Below are 20160 nucleotides of genomic sequence, written 5' to 3' on the forward strand. Positions count from 1 at the left end.
AAATGAAAAAACGATATTTAGTACTTGAAAATGGCACGATATATACAGGTGAGGCATTTGGGGCTGATACTGAAGTTATGGCTGAAGTAGTTTTTAATACGGGAATGTCAGGATATCAGGAATCAATTACTGATTTGTCTTATCGCGGTGAAATGATAGTCTTTACCTACCCATTAATTGGTAATTACGGCGTGAATCGTGATGATTTTGAAAGCTTACGACCAGCTGCTTCAGCTATTGTTGTTCACGAAATTGCCCGTCGCCCAAGTAACTGGCGCCAAATGATGAGCTTATCAGAATGGGCTGAAAGAACGGGGATGCCTGGCATTACAGGAGTAGATACACGCGCATTAACACGCGAATTACGTGATCATGGTGTTATGAGAGCTGCGCTTGTTGATGATGTCACTGACGATGTGCTAACGAATCTACGTCATTTTCAAACTGATAAAAATATGGTTGCTAATGCCACAACCAAAACGCAATATCAAAACCCCACTGATGGGGTATCCATTGCCTTAATCGATTTTGGTCTAAAAAATTCAATTTTGCGCTCGTTAGCAAAACGTGGTGCCAATGTCATGGTTTTCCCAGCGGATGTTGATGCAGAAACCGTTTTAGCTGCTAATCCAGATGGTATTTTACTATCTAATGGACCTGGAAATCCCGAGGATGCAGCTTATGCGCTCCCAACCATCAAAAGATTACAAGAAAAATTGCCACTTATGGGAATTTGCTTAGGTCATCAGCTTTTCGCATTAGCCAATGGGGCAAAAACTTATAAAATGAAATTTGGTCATCGTGGCTTTAACCATGCTGTGCGACACTTAACTCATGAACGTTTAGATTTTACTTCACAAAATCATGGGTACGCTGTTGATCGTGACAGTTTAGCGCAGACAGAATTAATTGTGACTCACGAAGAAATTAATGATAATACAGTCGAAGGTTTGTCATTGAAGAACCACCATGCTTTTTCAGTACAATTTCATCCAGATGCTGCACCGGGTCCACATGATGCAGAGTATATATTTGACGATTTCTTGACAATGATTGCCGAAACACAAAAGGAGACAACACGACATGCCTAAGCGTAAAGACATTCAAAAAGTATTAGTCATTGGTTCTGGACCAATTGTTATCGGGCAGGCTGCTGAATTTGATTATTCAGGAACGCAAGCAGCGCTCAGTTTGAAAGAAGAAGGCTACTATGTTATTTTAGTCAATTCTAATCCTGCTACCATTATGACAGATGCCGAAATTGCTGATAAAGTTTACATTGAGCCGCTTTCTATAGACTTTATTGAACGTATCTTAAGAAAAGAACGACCAGACGCAATTTTGCCAACATTAGGTGGACAAACTGGCCTGAATATGGCGAAAGATTTGTCTGAAACTGGTATTTTGGATGAGCTACGTATTGAGTTATTAGGGACAAAGTTATCCGCCATTGAGGAAGCTGAAGATCGCGAAGAATTTAAAGCTTTGATGGAACGTTTAAATGAGCCCATACCGGAATCTGTTATTGCCACAACTGTTGAAGAAGCCGTAGACTTCGCAGATACTCATGGTTATCCAGTCATCGTGCGTCCAGCTTATACACTTGGCGGTACGGGTGGTGGTATCGCCGCCACACATCAAGAATTAGTTGATATCTCAGCCAATGGCTTAGAATTGTCTCCGGTAACGCAAGTCTTGATTGAACGTTCTATAGCAGGTTATAAAGAAATTGAATTTGAGGTCATGCGAGACGCACATGATAATGCATTGGTCGTGGCTTCGATGGAGAATTTTGACCCAGTCGGTGTTCACACAGGTGATTCAATCGTCACGGCGCCAGTTCAAACGTTATCTGATCGCGAAGTACAAATGATGCGTGATGCGGCGCTTAAAATTATTCGTGCCTTGAAAATTGAAGGTGGTGTGAATATTCAAATGGCTTTGGATCCTCAGTCCTATAAATATTATATTATTGAGGTGAATCCACGTGTCTCACGTTCGTCAGCACTGGCCTCTAAAGCAACAGGTTATCCAATTGCGAAAATGGCAGCGAAAATTGCAGTGGGCCTGACGCTTGATGAAATTATTAATCCAGTAACCGGCACAACAAAAGCAGAGTTTGAACCGGCATTAGATTATGTTGTGTTCAAAATTCCACGCTGGCCATTTGACAAGTTTGCTACCGCAGATAGGCGACTTGGGACACAAATGAAAGCAACTGGTGAAGTCATGGCGATTGGGCGTAACATGGAAGAAGCTATGTTAAAAGCTGTTCGTTCACTTGAAATTGGCGTGACCGGTTTGAACGACTTAACTTTTGATGAGTTGTCAGACGAAGCGCTATTATCGGCTTTGATGCCAGCTCGTGATGACCGTTTGTTTATGATTGCGGATTTATTGCGACGGGGCGTTAGTATTGAAACGATTCATGCTAAGACGCAAATTGATGAATTTTTCTTAGATAAAGTATCTCGCGTTGTTGAAATTGAACGCGATTTATCAACCCATGTGGGAGATATCGATTATCTACTTTATGCAAAGAAAAATGGTTTTGCTGATGCGACAATTGCTGGACTTTGGGGTCAAACGGCTGCTGAGGTTCGCAAACAACGTCATGATGCTAATGTTCTGCCAGTTTATAAGATGGTCGATACGGTTGCTGCAGAATTTGAGTCCCAAACACCTTATTTTTATGCAACTTACGAACGTGAGAATGAATCTGTACGTTCAAAGAAACCATCTGTCATTGTTTTAGGTTCCGGACCAATTCGTATTGGTCAAGGTGTCGAATTTGATTATGCCACGGTTCATGCGGTGAAAGCCATTCAACGCGCTGGTTATGAAGCCATTATCATGAATTCTAACCCTGAGACTGTATCAACCGATTTTTCAATCTCAGACAAGCTTTATTTTGAACCACTGACATTAGAAGATGTTTTAAATGTTATTGACTTGGAACAACCACTTGGTGTTGTTGTCCAATTCGGTGGACAAACTGCCATTAATTTGGCGCAACCGCTTGAAGAAAATGGCGTAAACATACTTGGAACAACAGTTGATGATTTGAACCGTGCCGAGGATCGCGAGGCCTTTGACCAAGTTATCAAGACGCTTGCGTTGCCACAACCGGTTGGTAAGACGGCGACAACAGTCGATGGTGCACTGAACGCTGCACAGGCTATTGGTTATCCAGTTTTGATTCGACCATCTTATGTTTTAGGTGGCCGTGCTATGGAAATCGTGTCATCTGATGATGAGTTACAAGACTATATGCAGCGTGCTGTGAAGGTTTCTAATGACCATCCTGTATTGATTGATTCTTATCTGGTTGGACAGGAAGCGGAAGTTGATGTGTTGTCCGACGGTGAGACAGCTGTTATTCCAGGAATCATGGAACATATTGAGCGTGCTGGTGTACATTCCGGCGATTCAATGTCAGTTTATCCGCCACAGTATTTATCTCAAAAAGTACAAGATGAAATGACAGCAGCAGCGATTAATCTGGCAAAAGCCATGAACACAATTGGTTTGATGAATGTGCAATTTGTTATTCATGATAATACCGCGTATGTTATTGAAGTCAATCCACGTGCCTCACGTACAGTCCCATTCATTTCAAAAGTGACGCATCTGCCATTAGCACAATTGGCAACACGAGTGATGTTAGGGGAGAAATTAGTAGATATGGGCTTTGAAACAGGTTTGATACCTGCTGACGACATGGTCCACGTAAAAGCACCAATTTTCTCATTTACAAAGTTACCTGATGTAGATTCGTTGCTTGGCCCAGAAATGAAGTCTACAGGTGAAGTCATGGGATCTGATACGACTTTACCTAAAGCCTTATACAAAGCATTCGTTGCCTCTAATATTAAAGTGCCACAATATGGCAATGTCTTGTTTACCGTTGCTGATGCTGATAAGGCTGAAGCAATTAATTTAGCTAAGCGCTTCAATAATCTTGGTTTCGCTTTATTTGCGACATCTGGGACAGGGGCGCACTTTGCTGAACAAAGTTTACCGGTAGACATTTTAGACAAAATTGCGGAATCTGATAACAACTCTGTTGCGGCGTTACGTTCACAACGATTACAGGTGGTGATCAACACAACACAAGCCGATGATCGTGCTGAGTCCGATGGTCGCTTGATTCGTAATGCAGCCATTGAAAATGCTGTGCCATTATTTACTGCATTGGACACAGTTAGTGCCTTTTTGGATGTACTGGAAAGTCGTAGTTTCACAGTCAACGAGATGAAATAAGCTTGTGATGATCTATTGTGTGGAGTTTGAAAACAAATGAGGAGAGTTAGTGATGATGTCAGAACGCTTAGCTGTAAAATTACCTGGTTTAGACCTGAAAAATCCTATTATGAATTCATCAGGTGCAGTGTTCTTTGGACTTGAAGATAAAGGTTATGCTATTGAAGAAACTGGTGCATTGGTGACAAAAACGGTGACCATGTCAGCCAGAGCAGGTAATCCACAACCTTGGATTATCAATACACCAAGCGGTATTTTAAATTCGGTTGGTCTCGCAAATCCTGGTATTGAGGCAGTTGTTGCTGACATTTTGCCAGCTATTCATGAGAAATACAAAACCTTACCCGTGTTAGCTTCTGTAGCAGGTGAAACAGTCGGGGAATATGTAGCTTTAACAGAACGCTTAACGGCGACAAAACAAGTCACAGCTATTGAGGCGAATTTATCTTGTCCAAACGTTGACCGTGGTGGTATGGCTTTTGGTGTGACGGCGGAATCAGCTGCGGAAGTTATTCATGCTATGCGCGCTGCAACAACTTTACCCATTTATGCTAAGATGTCACCAAATGTAACTGATATTAAGCCTATTGTTAAAGCAGTTAAAACGGCTGGTGCTGACGGTATCGTATTAATCAATACGGTTGTCGGTATGAGCTTAGATTTAAATACCAGACAAGCACGACTGGCACGCGGTACTGGTGGCATGTCGGGAACATCAGTCCATCCGATTGCAGTCCGTTTTGTTTACGAGACAGCTCAAACAGTTAGTATTCCAGTAATTGGAGTTGGTGGTGTGAGTACCGTCGATGATGCGCTAGAGTTAATGATGGCTGGTGCTAGTGCTGTGCAAATTGGTACAGCTTTAGCAGGTAATCATCAAGTAATGGCAGACATTATTCGTGAGTTGCCAAGTGCTTTAGATAAGTATGGTTTTTCTAATGTTGAAGAAGTCACCAAAACTTTCAAAAAGTAGTCGTTTTATCATTTAACTCGCCGTAGCGAAAGGAATAAATATGAAGCAAGAACCAGTATTTATTGCGTTAGACTTTCCAGATGCCTTTGCTGTCAGAAAATTTTTGAAACAATTTGACAGTTTGACTAATAAGCCAGCTTTAAAAGTCGGTATGGAACTTTTCTATGCAGAAGGGCCAACATTTGTTAATGAGTTACGCCAGCAAGGGTACACAATCTTTTTGGACCTAAAGCTTTATGACATACCACATACGGTCGGTCGAGCAGTTGCAAGCATTTCAAAATTAGATATTCAATATTTAACGATTCATGCTTCAGGTGGTGCACGTATGATGGCGGCGGCAGTAGCTAATAAGCCTGATAGCATGAAGTTGCTGGCCGTGACTCAATTGACTTCTTTTTCAGAGTCGGAAATGCAAGCAACACAGTTGACACAGGCAAGTTTAGTTGATACAGTGACCCATTTAGCTGCTATGGCTTTTCAGGTGGGTGTTGACGGTACGATTAGTTCACCTGAAGAGGCCAAAGCTATTCAGGCAGTAACGAGTCAGTCATTTGTACGAATTACACCAGGTATTCGTCTGCTAGGCGATGATAATGGTGATCAAAGACGTGTTACAACACCACAAAAAGCGCGTCATCATGGCGCGACTGGCTTAGTTGTGGGTCGATCAATTACGCAAGCGGTATCACCACTAGAAGCCTACCAACGTGTTTTACAAGAATGGTGTAAGGACTAAGAATATGACAAACTATGCAGAACAAGTAGCCAATGATTTATTAGCCATTGGGGCCGTAAAATTTTCACCAGAATCACCATTTACTTGGGCCTCTGGCATTAAAAGCCCAATATATACGGATAATCGTATGACGATTGGTTTTCCAGCGGTACGCCAAAATATTTTCAAAGGTTTAGCTGAATTAATTCAATCATACTATCCTGATGCTGACATTATTGGTGGTGTTGCAACGGCCGGTATTCCTCATGCGGCTTGGGTTGCTGAAGGGTTAGATAAACCGATGATTTATGTCCGTTCCAAGCCAAAAGATCATGGTGCTGGTAGACAGACAGAAGGAGCTGAAGTAAAGGGTAAAAATGTTGTCTTGATTGATGATTTAATTTCGACGGGTGGCTCAGTTTTGGGTGCAGTTAAAGCTGTTCGCCAAGAAGGCGCCAACGTTCTTGGCGTTGTGTCGATTTTCTCTTATGAATTGCCAGCCGGCATCGCTAATTTTTCGGCGGAAAACTTAACTTTTCAGTCATTAACAACCTATTCGCAATTAGTTCATGCAGCCATTGCTCGTGGTGACTTAAATCAATCACAGTTAGCAACTTTAACTGATTGGCAAAAAAGTCCTGAAACTTGGGCATAATAAAAAAGCTGACATGGCTTTAAAGCCATGTCAGCTTTTTTATTTGTTATTAGTAAATAGCATCTCGGTATAAGCCAATAACTTTACCTAATATAGCAACTTGTTTAAGGATGATTGGCGCCATCGCATCGTTTTCTGGTTGTAAACGGAAATGATCTGCTTCGCGGAAAAAACGCTTGACTGTGGCTTCGTCATCGTCATTCATGGCAACAACAACATCACCGTTATCAGCATTATCTTGTTTTCTGACAATGACCTTGTCACCATCTAGGATACCAATGTTAATCATTGAATTACCACGAACATTCAACATAAACATATCGCCATCAAATTGCATCAAATTATCAGGAATTGGGAAAAATTCAGTAGCTTCTTCTTCTACTGCTAATATCGGTGCGCCAGCAGTTACCTGACCAAGAACTGGAATTCGACCCGGTGTTGTTGATACACCAAGTGCCTCTAATCCAGAATCAGTCACTTCAATTGCTCGAGCGCGCGGCTTTGAAGCATCCTTTAACAGATAACCCTTTTTGACCAATCTTTCAATGTGACCGTGAATGGTTGAGGATGAAGAAAGCCCCACAGCTTCACCAACTTCACGCACGGTTGGGGGATAACCATTATTTAGCTGAGCTTCGTGAATAAATCTTAAAACTTGAATTTGTTTGCTTTCCTGAATTGCCATGATGGGTTTAATCCTTACTAAACGTAGTTTAATGTAATTTCATTATAACTAAAATAAAATAATTAATCAAACGTTTGTTCGTTTTTTCGAAAAATTCGGCACATTATTGTCAGAAATTGTGCGCTATCTTTGTAAAGAACGACTTTATCAATCGCAACTTTATGCTATAATAACTCATAGACATTTTATTAAGGGGTTGTTGAACCATGAATTTAGGATTTGGAATCTTAATCTTTGTTTTAGGGCTAGTTATTGGACTTGTCATTGGTTTCTTTGTCGCGCGTAACTCAATGAAGAGTTATTTGGCAAAGAATCCACCAATTTCAGAGGAAATGATGAAGTCGATGATGATGTCAATGGGTCAAAAGCCATCACAGAAAAAGCTCAACCAAATGATGGCACAAATGAAACAACAAAGTGAACAGTCACAAAAAAAATAAGCCATTTGGCTTATTTTTTTTCACGTTTAGGGTCGATATAACGCCAGTTAGGATTAACTTCAGCATCCAATTGATCGAAAGCGGCTTGAATCTTAACGGTATATTTGGTAATGTTTTCTTTGTCTAACTTATCTTTGCGGTCAATGACAATGGGTTCACCAAAATTGATTGTCGTGTTATTACGCTTAAATAGTTGACCAAATGTTACAGGTCCTTGGTAAACGGCTGGCACAATGGCTTTGCCTGACATTTTAGCAATAACTAACGTGCCGGATTTTAAATCGTCACTATGCCGTGATCCTGACGGGAACATAATTAATGAGCGGTTACCTGATTTCAGTTCTCTAACAGGTGTTTTAATGACACTTGGACCAACATTATTGCGATCAACCGGAAAAGCGCCTGCGGATTTAATTAACCAAGCCAGTGGTTTGAATTTGAATAACTCGATTTTAGCCATGAAAATGAAAGGCTTCGGATAGGCAGCAATCGCATACCATACCGGATCCCACCAAGTACGATGTGGGCCGACTAATATATAGTTATCATCGGTCGGGATGCGATCTTTATTCATATATTTAATGCGACCGGTTACCGCCCACACGATACCAACTGCAATAATACGCAGAAAATCATAAAATTTCATTATTTATTCACCTCATAAACTATCTACCCATTTTACACGATAAAGCGAGAAAAAAACAATGATTCAACCAATTCTTAAAGAAGGCGAACGAATTGATGGTTTGCCATCACAAAAAATAAATATTATTCAAAATCCAGATATGTTTTCTTATTCTTTGGATGCAGTATTGTTAGCCCATTTTGCTGATGTGAAAGGCAAAGGGACAGGCTTGACGGTTGACCTTGGTGCTGGGACAGGGGCTGTTGGCTTATTTTACGCCCCTAAAGTTACTGGCAAGTTGGCTCTAGTCGAAATACAGCCAGAACTGGCAGACATGGCGAAACGTAGTATTGCGATGAATGAGTTGACGCAACGGGTTTCAGTCATTGAATCTGATATGAAAACTATATTTGAAGATATTCAGCCAGGTTCGGTGGAGACTGTGTTATCTAATCCGCCTTATTTTCCATTAAATGAGACAACTAAAACAAATCACGATAAGCATTACCAGTTGGCGCGACATGAACTGACAATTGATTTGCCAGGCTTAGCTCAAGTCGTGAATAAATTACTGAAAAATAACGGTAAATTTTACATGGTTCATAGACCAGATAGATTAGCGGATATTTTTGCTGCTTTTGCTAGCAGAAAATTGATGATTAAGCGTATCCAGTTTGTTTATGGTAAAGCAAATCGTGAAGCCAATATGGTTTTAATTGAAGCCATTAAATCAGGACGACCTGGTGGTGTGCGGATTATGCCGCCAATCATTGCTTATACATCGGAAAATAACTATACCAAAGCAGTATCTGATATTTTATATGGTACGTCATGGTCATGATGGCACACTACTATTTTTACGTGCTGTATACGGCAGATGGTTATTTTTACGGTGGTTTCACGAATAATCTTGCAAAACGTTTGGCGACTCATGAAGCGGGTAAGGGGGCTAAATTTACTCGGGTTAAATCACGTCACCCCCTTCAAATGATCCACTCAGAATCTTTTGATACGAAACACGAAGCACTCCACGCTGAAGCAATGTTTAAGCAACTAACGCGGCAACAAAAAGAGGCTTATTTGGTTTTAAAGGGTGTTTCAGAAGATATATGGCATTAAGTACTTGCATTTAGGGTAGCTATTACGTATAATTATTTATGTTGTGAATAGCGACAAATACACACGGCAAACGAGTTCATGTAGGTGCAGCAATGTCATTATGAATGTCGAATTTGTCGGCGGAAAAAACCTAGGAGGCCATATCATGGCAGTTATTTCAATGAAAGAACTCCTCGAAGCAGGAGTACACTTCGGTCACCAAACACGTCGTTGGGACCCAAAGATGGATGAGTATATCTTTACAGAACGTAATGGTATTCACATCATCGATTTGCAAAAGACAGTTAAGTTAGTTGATGAAGCATATAACTTTATGCGTAATGCATCAACTGATGGTGCTAACTTCTTGTTTGTTGGTACAAAGAAGCAAGCTTCAGATGCAATTGCTGAAGAAGCTGCACGTGCTGGTCAATACTTCATCAACCACCGTTGGTTGGGTGGTACTTTGACTAACTGGAACACAATCAAGACACGTATCCAACGTTTGAAGGATTTGGAAGCAATGGCCGAAGATGGCACATTCGAACAATTACCTAAAAAAGAAGTTGTCTTGTTGAACAAGCAACGCGAAAAGTTGAACAAGTTCTTGGGTGGTATCAAGGATATGCCTGGTTTGCCAGATGTATTGTTTGTTGTTGATCCTAAGAAAGAAGAGATTGCCGTTAAGGAAGCCAACATGTTAAACATTCCAGTTGTGGCTATGATTGACACTAACGCTAATCCTGAAGTTGTTGACGTTAAGATTCCTGCTAACGATGATGCTATCCGTGCCGTTCGCTTGATTACTGCTAAGATGGCTGATGCCATTATCGAAGGTCGTCAAGGTCAAGATTCAGCACCTGAAGACGCTTTTGTTGCTGGTGACGAAAACACAGAATCAATCGAAGAAATTGCTAACATCGTTGAAGAAGGCAATAACTAATAATTAAATGACATTTGCCGTTCCTGCGGACCTGTATGGGACGCACACGGCATTTTTTATTTCATCGAAACCAAATAAAACCATGATATAATAATCATATAAATATTTTAGAGGAGCATTACAATGGCAATTACTGCTGCACAAGTAAAAGAATTACGCGATAAGACATCTGTTGGTATGATGGATGCCAAGAAAGCTTTGGTTGAAGCTGATGGTGATTTGGAAAAGGCAATCGACCTACTCCGCGAAAAGGGTATGGCAAAAGCTGCCAAGAAGGGTGACCGTGTTGCAGCTGAAGGTATGACTTTTGTTGCTGTCAAGGGCAACAAAGCAGCAATTATTGAATTAAACTCAGAAACAGACTTCGTTGCTGGAAACGCTGAATTTAATGATTTGTTAAAGGCGGTTGCTAATACAGTCGTTGAAATGGCACCTGCTGATGTTGAAGCTGCTTTAGCATTAGAAGTTGAAGCTGGCCAAACATTGAATGATAAAATCATTGGTACATCACAAATTACTGGTGAAAAGATCACATTGCGTCGTTTTGCTGTTGTTGAAAAGACTGATTCAGAAAACTTTGGTGCATACTCTCACTTAGCTGGTTCAATTTCAGCGTTAGTTGTTGTTGATGGTGCTTCCGAAGAAGCAGCTAAGGACATTGCTATGCATATTGCTGCTATTGCACCACAATATGTTTCTGATGCTGAAGTGCCTGCTGACGTTATTGAACGCGAAAAAGCAGTGCAATTAGCTTCAGAAGACCTTGCCGGTAAGCCAGATAACATTAAAGAAAAGATGGTTGAAGGACGCATCAAAAAGTTCTTGGCCGAAATCACATTGTTAGACCAAGCATTTGTTAAAAATAGCGATCAGACTGTTGCTGAGTTTATTGCATCACAAAATGGTTCTGTGAAGTCATTTGTACGTTACCAAGTAGGTGAAGGTATCGAAAAGAAAGTAACTGATTTAGCTGAAGAAGTTGCTAAGCAATTAGGTTAATTTTGTTAAAAAGTGCGTTATTTTATGATGACGCACTTTTTTTGCGGAATATTTTGGTATAATTGATGAGATGGAAAATGAGGTGAATCATGACGGATATTAAATACAAACGTGTTTTGATGAAACTTTCAGGCGAGGCTTTGGCTGGTGATAAGGGTCAGGGTATTGATTTGGATACAGTTTCTGAAATTGCGCAAGATTTGAAAGAAGTACACGAATTAGGGACACAAATTGCAATTGTCGTCGGTGGTGGTAATTTATGGCGTGGTGAACCAGCTGCAAAAGTTGGCATGGAACGTTCACGTGCTGATTATACAGGTATGCTTGGGACAACAATGAACGCTTTAGTTTTGCAAGATGCCTTAGAACGTGCTGGTGTTGACACACGTGTTCAAACAGCGATTACAATGCAACAAATTGCTGAGCCTTATATTCGTGGCCGTGCGATTCGTCACTTGGAAAAGGGTCGTATTGTTATTTTTGCTGCAGGAACAGGATCACCCTACTTCTCAACAGACACGACAGCTGCTTTGCGTGCCAATGAAATCAATGCAGATGCTATTTTGATGGGTAAAAATGGCGTTGATGGCATCTATGATTCGGATCCAAATAAGAACAAGAATGCCGTGAAGTTTGAAGAATTAACACACTTAGATATTTTGAAAAAAGGCTTAAAAGTAATGGATGCGACTGCGAGTTCATTATCAATGGATAATAATATGCCATTGGTTGTCTTCAACTTAAACACACCAGGAAATTTGAAGCGAGCCGTACTAGGCGAAAATATTGGGACAACAGTTACAGGAGAAAAATAATGGCTTTTGATTTAACAGATGCAAAGTCACGTATGCAAGGCGCGCAAGATGCTCTGCAGCGTGAATTAACAAGTATTCGTACAGGACGTGCGAATCCACATATTTTAGACCGAATTGAAGTTGAATATTATGGTGCGATGACACCCTTGAATCAAGTAGCATCAATTTCAGTGCCTGAAGCACGTGTGTTATTAATCACACCCTTTGATAAGACGGCTCTAGAAGAAATTATTCGTGCAATTAATATGTCTGATTTAGGCTTAAATCCTTCTTCTGACGGCAATATTGTGCGTCTGATGATTCCACAAATGACGGAAGAGGGTCGTAAAGACCTTGCAAAGCAAGTTAAGGCTGAAGCAGAAAAAGCAAAGGTCTCTGTTCGTAATGTCCGTCGCGATGCAATGGATTCAGTCAAAAAAGATAAAGAAATGCCTGAAGATGATGTCCGTAAGGCGGAAAATGATATTCAAAAGTTAACAGATAATAATATTAAAGCAATTGATGATATCGCATCAGAAAAAGAAAAAGAACTGTTAACTATTTAAGTAAAAAAGCCATGTAGGCTTTTTTTACTACTATGCAAACCAAAATGGAAATATCCTGGCAAAGTCTTCTTTAATGTTGAAATGTGACAATAGATAGTAGACAAGCGCTTGACGTTTTTCTAGTGGCAGTGCATAATATAATTAATGAAGTTTGCAAACTAAGAAATCATGTGGCGATGATGGAGTGCGCGAACGATTCGAGTGTCTGCGTATACGCAGGAAATCAGGTGGAACCGCGCGTGAGCGTCCTGATGTCAGTATTTTGGCATTGGTACAGTTCAGGCGTTTTTTGTTGCTAAAAAACATCTACTGTTACAATGTCAAACAGTCAATAGAAAGCAATAGGAAGAATAGTATGACGAGTCAAAAGCTATCATTACAAGATATTATTTTAACGCTACAGCAATATTGGGCTAACCAGGGTGCAAATTTGATGCAAGCTTATGATAATGAAGTCGGTGCGGGAACACAATCCCCCTATACATTTTTGCGCGCTAATGGGCCAGAACCATGGCATGCAGCTTATGTTCAGCCTTCACGTCGACCAGCTGACGGTCGTTATGGGGATAATCCCAATCGACTTTTTCAACACCATCAGTTTCAGGTTGTTATGAAGCCTAGCCCTGATAATATACAAGAATTATACTTGGGTTCTTTAGAGGCATTAGGTATTAAGCCGCTTGAACATGACATACGCTTTGTTGAAGATAATTGGGAAAATCCTTCAATGGGTGCGGCAGGCATTGGTTGGGAAGTATGGCTTGACGGTATGGAAGTGACGCAGTTTACCTATTTTCAACAAGTTGGTGGTATCGAAGTTGACTCGGTTACTGCTGAAGTAACATATGGTTTGGAAAGACTAGCTTCTTATATTCAAGATGTGCCAACTGTATATGATTTGGATTGGGGAAATGGTGTTTTATATGGTGATATTTTTAAAGAACCTGAATATGAACATTCAAAATATGCTTTTGAGGCTTCCGATCAAACAATGTTATTAAGACATTTTGATGATTTTGAAAAAGAAGCTACTCGCTTACTTGATCTTGGGCTTGTTCATCCAGCCTATGATTATATTTTAAAATCATCGCATACATTTAATTTGTTAGATGCTAGCGGCAGTGTTTCTGTTACTGAACGAGCTGGTTATTTGCATCGCATTCGGACCATGGCACGTCGTGTGTCTAAGGTGTTTATTGATGAGCGCGCCAAATTAGGATTCCCACTACTTAAAGATAATGATTTACGTGAAATCTATTTAGGTGAGCACGGCAAGTATACACTAACAGAGGAGAATTAATTTATGTCAACGTTTTTATTAGAAATTGGTTTAGAAGAAGTACCTGCACACCTTGTGACGAGTTCTGAATCACAACTCGTTGCTAGAACAAAAGAGTTTCTGGCAGCTCATCGACTGACTGTTGGTGATATTAAACCATTTTCGACACCACGTCGTCTGGCATTGCAACTATGTGATGTGGCCGAAGAATCTGAAGCACTTTCAGAAGAAAAACGCGGACCGTCAGTTGAACGTGCTAAAGACGAAAATGGTGAGTGGTCGAAAGCAGCGCAAGGTTTTGCGCGAGGACAAGGTGCGACCCCAGAAGCGTTTGAAGTGCGTGATGGCTATGTTTGGTTGACAAAACATACTACTGGTGTACCAGCCAATCAAATTTTGTCTCAGATTGGTGAAGAAGTTGTTTCGCAAATGAAATTTACAACGTATATGAAATGGGCAAATCATTCATTTTTGTATGTACGTCCGATTCGTTGGTTAGTAGCTTTATTAGATGAACAGGTTATCAATTTTAATGTTCTTGACATTGCCACTGGTCGTGTCACAAGAGGACATCGATTCTTGTCGACAGAACATGTAACGATTAGTGATGCTCAAGCTTACGAAGAGACATTGCAGTCTGCTTACGTGCTTGCCGATGCGGAGAATCGTAAAGCTCAAATAAAAAGTCAACTTGAAACAATAGCAAATCGAAATCACTGGGTATTGTCATTAGATAATGCACCTGCACAAGATTTATTGGAAGAAGTAAATAATATTGTCGAATGGCCGACAGCTTTCTCTGGTAGTTTTGATCAAAAGTATCTTGAAGTGCCTGATGAAGTGTTGATTACATCTATGCGTGAGCATCAGCGCTTTTTCTACGTCAGAGATGCGACAGGGAAATTGTTACCTCATTTTCTTTCAGTTAGAAATGGTGATACGGCGCACTTAGACAATGTTATTGCTGGAAATGAAAAAGTTCTTGTTGCTCGCCTAGAGGACGCAGAGTTCTTTTATCGTGAAGACCAACAAAAAAAGATTGCTGATTATATGGCAAAAGTTAAGACACTTGTTTTTCATGAAAAAATTGGAACAGTTTACGAACATATGCAACGTGTTGGTTTGTTGGCGGAAAAATTAGCTGATGCTTTAGATTTCGATGACGATAAAAAGACTGATTTAGCGCGGGCAGCAGAAATATATAAATTTGATTTGATGACTGGAATGGTCGGTGAATTCGATGAATTGCAAGGTGTAATGGGCGAACATTACGCACGTCTATTTGGTGAAAATGAGCATGTCGCTACTGCTATTAGAGAACACTACATGCCAACATCAGCCAATGGTAACATTGCTAAAAGTGATGTCGGTGCAGTGCTTGCTATCGCTGATAAATTAGATGCTATTGTGACATTCTTCGCGGCTAATCTTATTCCTTCGGGATCCAATGACCCCTATGGTTTGCGACGTGCGGCAACAGGTGTTGTTCGCACATTAACTACTAAGCATTGGCATATCGCGCTGCAACCAGTATTAGCTGAGTTCATGGCGGCAACAGGGGCTGTTACTGCTTCAGCCGATTTGATGGCGGTGCTCAGTTTTGTGGTTGATCGTGTTCGCAAGCTGGCTTTAGATGATGATATTCGTCAAGACATTGTGAGCGCAGGGACAGACAATTTTGCGACAGCAGATATTGTTTATCTGACAGATCGTATTCAAGTTTTGGCAAATCATGCACATGATAATAATTTCCGTGAGGTGATATCAGCCTTGACTCGTGTCGCACGCTTAGCAGAAAAAACACCTGTATCATTAAATGTTAATCCACAGTTATTTGAAAACGAAACGGAAAAGGCATTGTATGCTGCCACGAGTGAATTGCAATTAGTGGCACTTGAAGCAAACGGCGCAGAGGCCCTTTATCAAGCGTTAGCAGCGTTGCAAATGCCAATTTCAGCATATTTTGATGCGACGATGGTGAATGTTGATAATGAACAAATCAAAAATAATCGATATGCACAATTAAATATCATTAATCAGTTAATTGCTGGTTTAGGGAATTTAGAAGATATTGTTATTAAGTAATCTATCTATTGACAGAGATTAGGGCATTAAAGTGGAGGTTGAGATGTTAAATATTGCTTATGTTGGTTTTGGTAAAAGTACTAATCGTTATCACTTACCCTATTTAAAAATACGTCAGGATAAGTTTAAAGTGGCCCGTGTGGTTACTCCGACTTTAGGGAAGCGCCCTGAGGCACAAGCAGAACTTGAAGCAACGGGGACACTTTTTTCGACAAACATCTCAGATATTTTAACAGATTCATCGATTGATTTGGTCGTGATTGTCACACCATCATCGAGCCATTACGCGGTTACAAAACAATTATTGACAGCTGGCAAAAATGTTTTAGTCGATAAGCCCATGGCAGCTAATTTAGAAGAAGCTGAAAACTTGGTGGCGCTTGCTCAAAAAAATCAGTTATTTCTAATGCCTTATCAAAGTCGGCGTTTTGACAGTGACTTTTTGACAGTGCAAGACGTCATTAATAATGGTTACTTGGGGCGGCTAGTTGATTTAGAAGTACATATGGATCACTATCGCCCAAATGATGGTAAAGCCAAAGGCACAGCTATCGACGGGACATTATATGATCACGGTGTACATCTTGTTGATCAAGTTGTTAGCTTATTTGGTCAACCAAAATCGGTCGCTTATGACTTACGAGCCACACGACTGTTAGAAAGTATGGTAGAAGATCATATTGCCCTTAATCTTTTTTACGAGAAGGCATTTAAGGCCAATATAGGCGCAACAGAATTAGCAACAAAGGCTTATCCTAAATGGCAAATAAGAGGGACAAAAGGCACCTTTGTCAAATATACAGTTGATGAACAAGAAAATGATTTAAAAACGGGCAAATTACCGGGAAGTGATAATTTTGGGCTAGATGCACCACAAAACTATGGGCAACTAGTTTATTATAATCAAAGCGGGGATCGGATTGAAAAATATTTGCCAAGTATCACAGGTGATTATGGCCGTGTATATGATTCGGTATATGACACACTGGTTAACGGCGCACCTAAGCTAGTTAGTGATGAACAAATGTTAACAGTTATGAAAATCTTGTCGGCAGGTCATTTTGGTCAAAGTCCACAGTTAGTAACTTTTTAATAACCATGCAAAATAAGTTTAGCATCTGCTAGGCTTATTTTTAAATAACAAAAGACGAAGATAAACGGAGGATACATGACAAACAAAACGAAAGGCCTATTTTTTGCTATGATGGGTCCCTTGCTCTGGGGTGTTAACAGCGTTGCAGTAGATTTGCTATTTGCCCGTGGTGTTGATGCACAATGGTTTACTAGTTTTAGATTGTTGTTGGCTGGTGTCGTATTATTAGTTGTTGCTTATGCTCGAGAGGGGCGTGCTATTTTTAAACCATTTGCTAATGGTTCTGATGCAGCACGTTTAGTTGTTTTTGCCTTTTTAGGGATGCTGTTTGTTCAATACACTTACATTATGGCTATCAAATCTGGTAATGCAGCGACTGCCACTGTGTTACAATTTACCAATCCGATTATGATTGCCATCGTTATTGCCTTTAAGACTTGGCAATGGCCAGCACGACAAGATATTTTGGCCATTATAATGGCCATTGTTGGGACAGTACTAATTGCCACACATGGTCATATAGATCAACTAGCTATGTCAAAATCAGCACTAATTTGGGGTCTTTTGGCAGGTGTTGGCGCAGTGTTTTATACACTCTTACCAAAGCAATTAATTCAAAAATTTGATGCTGTTACCATCAGTGCTTGGGCAATGTTAATTAGTGGTTTAGGCATTAATATCAGTCATCCAATTTGGCGACAAACACCTCATTGGACATTAGATACCGTAGCTTTGCTATTTTTTTCGATTGTCATTGGGACAGCAATCGCATATGTTGTATTTATTCAAAGTTTAGCCTGGATTAAGCCAACAACTGCAAGTACGTTAGGGGCTTTAGAACCATTGATGGGTACAATACTCAGTGTTGTTGTTTTTCATATCGCATTTGGCATAATTGACGCACTCGGAGCTGTATTAATTATGGGAACAGTATTCATACAAGCCATGAGACGAACACGTTAAATGACAAAAAGCTCGCGCCATCAACCTTTTTTATGGCCATTCATGATAAAATAAGTAAGACAGAATAATTAAGGAAAAGCGCAAAGTAGCGTTAAAAAAAGATGACAGAATTTGACTTAGAACAACTTAAAATACGCCAAAAACACATTCGCAATTTTTCAATTGTGGCACATATAGATCATGGTAAATCAACGATTGCTGACCGTATTCTTGAGCAAACTCATACAGTTGCAGAACGAGACATGCAAAACCAATTACTCGATACAATGGATCTTGAACGCGAGCGAGGGATTACAATTAAATTGAACGCAGTCGAGGTTCACTACGATGCTAAAGATGGCGAGACCTATATTTTTCATCTTATTGATACACCAGGTCACGTTGATTTTTCTTATGAGGTCTCACGCTCTTTGGCTGCCGCTGAAGGTGCTATTTTGGTCGTTGATGCCGCACAGGGTGTTGAAGCACAGACACTAGCGAATGTTTATTTAGCGTTAGATAACAATTTGGAAATACTACCTGTTATCAATAAGATTGATTTACCAGCTGCCGATCCAGAAAAGGTACGCGCAGAAATTGAGGACGTGATTGGGATTGATGCGTCTGAAGCAGTGTTGGCTTCGGCTAAAAAAGGGGTTGGTATTCCTGAATTACTTGAAAAGATTGTGACTGATTTGCCTGCACCTACTGGTGACCTAACAGCGCCACTGCGAGCTCTAATTTTTGACTCAGCTTATGACCCGTATCGTGGTGTTGTGGTTAACATGCGTGTACGTGAAGGTATTGTTAAGCCCGGAGACAAGGTGCGCATGATGAATACCGGTGCTGAATATGAAGTGAACGAGGTTGGTGTCATGTCACCAACAGCTCAAAAGCGTGATTATTTAATGGCTGGCGATGTCGGTTACTTGACAGCCGCGATTAAAGATATCCATACGACCCATTCAGGTGATACTATTACATCTGTCAATAATCCAGCTAGCGAACCATTGGCAGGTTACAAACCAATGACGCCGATGGTTTATTCCGGTTTATATCCTTCGGACAATGCGAAGTATACAGATTTGCGTGATGCTTTAGAAAAACTGCAATTAAATGATGCTGCCTTATCATTTGAGCCTGAGACATCTCAAGCTTTGGGATTTGGTTATCGTGTTGGCTTCCTTGGATTATTACATATGGATGTTATTCAAGAGCGATTAGAGCGTGAATTTGGTTTGGATTTGGTAACGACTGCGCCGTCAGTCACTTATCATGTGACCACTAATGATGGTGAAATGCTTGAAATTGAGAATCCCTCTGAAATGCCTGAAGCGTCTCAAATTAAGTACATTGAAGAACCTTACGTTGACGCACAAATCATGGTGCCTAATGATTATGTGGGTGCTGTGATGGAGTTGGCACAGCGTAAAAGAGGTGAGTTTGATACCATGGAGTATCTTGACGAAACACGTGTCAATGTTAAGTATAAAATACCGCTATCAGAAATTATTTTTAATTTCTTTGATAAACTCAAGTCCAGCACACGTGGTTACGCCTCGTTAGATTATGAGATATCTGGTTATCGTCAATCGGATTTACTTAAAATTGACATACTACTTAATTCTGAAAAAGTAGATGCTTTGAGTTTTATTGTTCATCGTGATTTTGCAGCTGAACGTGGTCGGATTATTACATCTAAGCTCAAAGAAATTATTCCGCGTCAAAACTTTGAAATTCCAGTACAGGCAGCTATTGGGGCTAAAATTTTGGCACGTACTAATATCAAAGCCTATCGTAAAGATGTCACAGCAAAAATCCATACAGGTGATCCTGACCGACGCGCCAAGTTATTGGACAAGCAAAAACGCGGAAAAGCGCGTATGAAATCAGTAGGAACAGTTGATGTACCGCAAGAAGCCTTTATGGCAGTACTGAAAACGGAAGATGACACCCAATACGCCCGTGGCAATTGATTGTCAGTGCCTCATTGCCCCTATTT

General features: G+C 40.4%; 19 protein-coding genes. 17 read left to right on the plus strand and 2 right to left on the minus strand.

The window, feature by feature from the left end:
• The first annotated feature begins 2 nt into the window (after nt 1-2).
• The 5 genes from FGL72_RS03040 to pyrE are packed head-to-tail and all read left to right on the plus strand — an operon-like array spanning nt 3 to nt 6609.
• Nucleotides 3-1091, plus strand: a complete 1089-nt coding sequence (locus FGL72_RS03040; RefSeq protein WP_004904618.1) for a carbamoyl phosphate synthase small subunit — start codon at nt 3-5, stop codon at nt 1089-1091.
• Complete coding sequence (gene carB, locus FGL72_RS03045) at nt 1084-4263, plus strand: carbamoyl-phosphate synthase large subunit (RefSeq protein WP_085699211.1); 3180 nt, start codon at nt 1084-1086, stop codon at nt 4261-4263. The genes FGL72_RS03040 and carB overlap by 8 nt, the downstream gene beginning before the upstream one ends.
• A 52-nt stretch (nt 4264-4315) precedes the next feature.
• Nucleotides 4316-5236, plus strand: a complete 921-nt coding sequence (locus FGL72_RS03050; protein WP_146992622.1) for a dihydroorotate dehydrogenase — start codon at nt 4316-4318, stop codon at nt 5234-5236.
• 40 nt (nt 5237-5276) lie between these two features.
• Entirely contained in the window at nt 5277-5975 is a 699-nt protein-coding gene (gene pyrF, locus FGL72_RS03055; protein WP_085699210.1) for an orotidine-5'-phosphate decarboxylase, read from the plus strand.
• A gap of 4 nt (nt 5976-5979) precedes the next feature.
• Nucleotides 5980-6609 (plus strand): orotate phosphoribosyltransferase, encoded by a 630-nt coding sequence (gene pyrE, locus FGL72_RS03060; RefSeq protein ID WP_012305265.1) that lies wholly within the window; start codon nt 5980-5982, stop codon nt 6607-6609.
• 49 nt (nt 6610-6658) lie between these two features.
• Here pyrE and lexA read toward each other — a convergent pair whose 3' ends face one another.
• The gene (gene lexA, locus FGL72_RS03065; protein ID WP_004900722.1) at nt 6659-7294 is read right to left on the minus strand and encodes a transcriptional repressor LexA; all 636 of its coding nucleotides are present in this window, start codon (nt 7292-7294) and stop codon (nt 6659-6661) included.
• 206 nt (nt 7295-7500) lie between these two features.
• Between lexA and FGL72_RS03070 the strand changes: the two genes are divergently transcribed.
• Entirely contained in the window at nt 7501-7734 is a 234-nt protein-coding gene (locus FGL72_RS03070) for a YneF family protein (protein WP_004900720.1), read from the plus strand.
• A 10-nt stretch (nt 7735-7744) separates the two neighbouring features.
• Here the strand turns inward: FGL72_RS03070 and FGL72_RS03075 are convergent, their stop codons facing one another.
• A complete protein-coding gene (locus tag FGL72_RS03075) occupies nt 7745-8380 on the minus strand; it encodes a lysophospholipid acyltransferase family protein (RefSeq protein WP_085699209.1) in 636 nt (211 codons plus the stop codon).
• A 58-nt stretch (nt 8381-8438) separates the two neighbouring features.
• Between FGL72_RS03075 and FGL72_RS03080 the strand changes: the two genes are divergently transcribed.
• The 11 genes from FGL72_RS03080 (at nt 8439) to lepA (ending at nt 20134) form a co-directional block, all read left to right on the plus strand.
• The gene (locus tag FGL72_RS03080; protein WP_085699208.1) at nt 8439-9200 is read left to right on the plus strand and encodes a tRNA1(Val) (adenine(37)-N6)-methyltransferase; all 762 of its coding nucleotides are present in this window, start codon (nt 8439-8441) and stop codon (nt 9198-9200) included.
• The gene (locus tag FGL72_RS03085; protein WP_036058372.1) at nt 9200-9478 is read left to right on the plus strand and encodes a GIY-YIG nuclease family protein; all 279 of its coding nucleotides are present in this window, start codon (nt 9200-9202) and stop codon (nt 9476-9478) included. The genes FGL72_RS03080 and FGL72_RS03085 overlap by 1 nt, the downstream gene beginning before the upstream one ends.
• A gap of 145 nt (nt 9479-9623) precedes the next feature.
• Complete coding sequence (rpsB, locus tag FGL72_RS03090; RefSeq protein WP_004900710.1) at nt 9624-10400, plus strand: 30S ribosomal protein S2; 777 nt, start codon at nt 9624-9626, stop codon at nt 10398-10400.
• A 123-nt stretch (nt 10401-10523) separates the two neighbouring features.
• A complete protein-coding gene (gene tsf, locus FGL72_RS03095; protein ID WP_004906121.1) occupies nt 10524-11399 on the plus strand; it encodes a translation elongation factor Ts in 876 nt (291 codons plus the stop codon).
• A gap of 89 nt (nt 11400-11488) precedes the next feature.
• Nucleotides 11489-12214, plus strand: coding sequence for a UMP kinase (pyrH, locus tag FGL72_RS03100; protein WP_004900704.1), 726 nt, complete (start codon nt 11489-11491; stop codon nt 12212-12214).
• Nucleotides 12214-12759, plus strand: a complete 546-nt coding sequence (gene frr / locus FGL72_RS03105; protein WP_004906119.1) for a ribosome recycling factor — start codon at nt 12214-12216, stop codon at nt 12757-12759. The genes pyrH and frr overlap by 1 nt, the downstream gene beginning before the upstream one ends.
• Nucleotides 12760-13114: 355 nt before the next feature.
• Complete coding sequence (glyQ, locus tag FGL72_RS03110; protein WP_004900696.1) at nt 13115-14059, plus strand: glycine--tRNA ligase subunit alpha; 945 nt, start codon at nt 13115-13117, stop codon at nt 14057-14059.
• Between the two features lie 3 nt (nt 14060-14062).
• Nucleotides 14063-16123 carry a glycine--tRNA ligase subunit beta gene (gene glyS, locus FGL72_RS03115; RefSeq protein ID WP_085699206.1) on the plus strand — a complete coding sequence of 687 codons (2061 nt, stop codon included), beginning with the start codon at nt 14063-14065 and terminating at the stop codon, nt 16121-16123.
• A gap of 43 nt (nt 16124-16166) precedes the next feature.
• On the plus strand, nt 16167-17216 hold the full coding sequence (locus FGL72_RS03120) for a Gfo/Idh/MocA family oxidoreductase (protein ID WP_085699204.1): 1050 nt from the start codon (nt 16167-16169) through the stop codon (nt 17214-17216).
• A gap of 75 nt (nt 17217-17291) precedes the next feature.
• Nucleotides 17292-18179: a DMT family transporter gene (locus tag FGL72_RS03125; RefSeq protein ID WP_146992624.1), complete on the plus strand. Its 888-nt coding sequence runs from the start codon at nt 17292-17294 to the stop codon at nt 18177-18179.
• Nucleotides 18180-18280: 101 nt separating this feature from the next.
• Complete coding sequence (gene lepA, locus FGL72_RS03130) at nt 18281-20134, plus strand: translation elongation factor 4 (protein WP_004906110.1); 1854 nt, start codon at nt 18281-18283, stop codon at nt 20132-20134.
• The last annotated feature ends 26 nt before the right edge of the window (nt 20135-20160 follow it).

Source organism: Leuconostoc citreum, assembly GCF_007954785.1.
Lineage (GTDB): Bacteria > Bacillota > Bacilli > Lactobacillales > Lactobacillaceae > Leuconostoc > Leuconostoc citreum.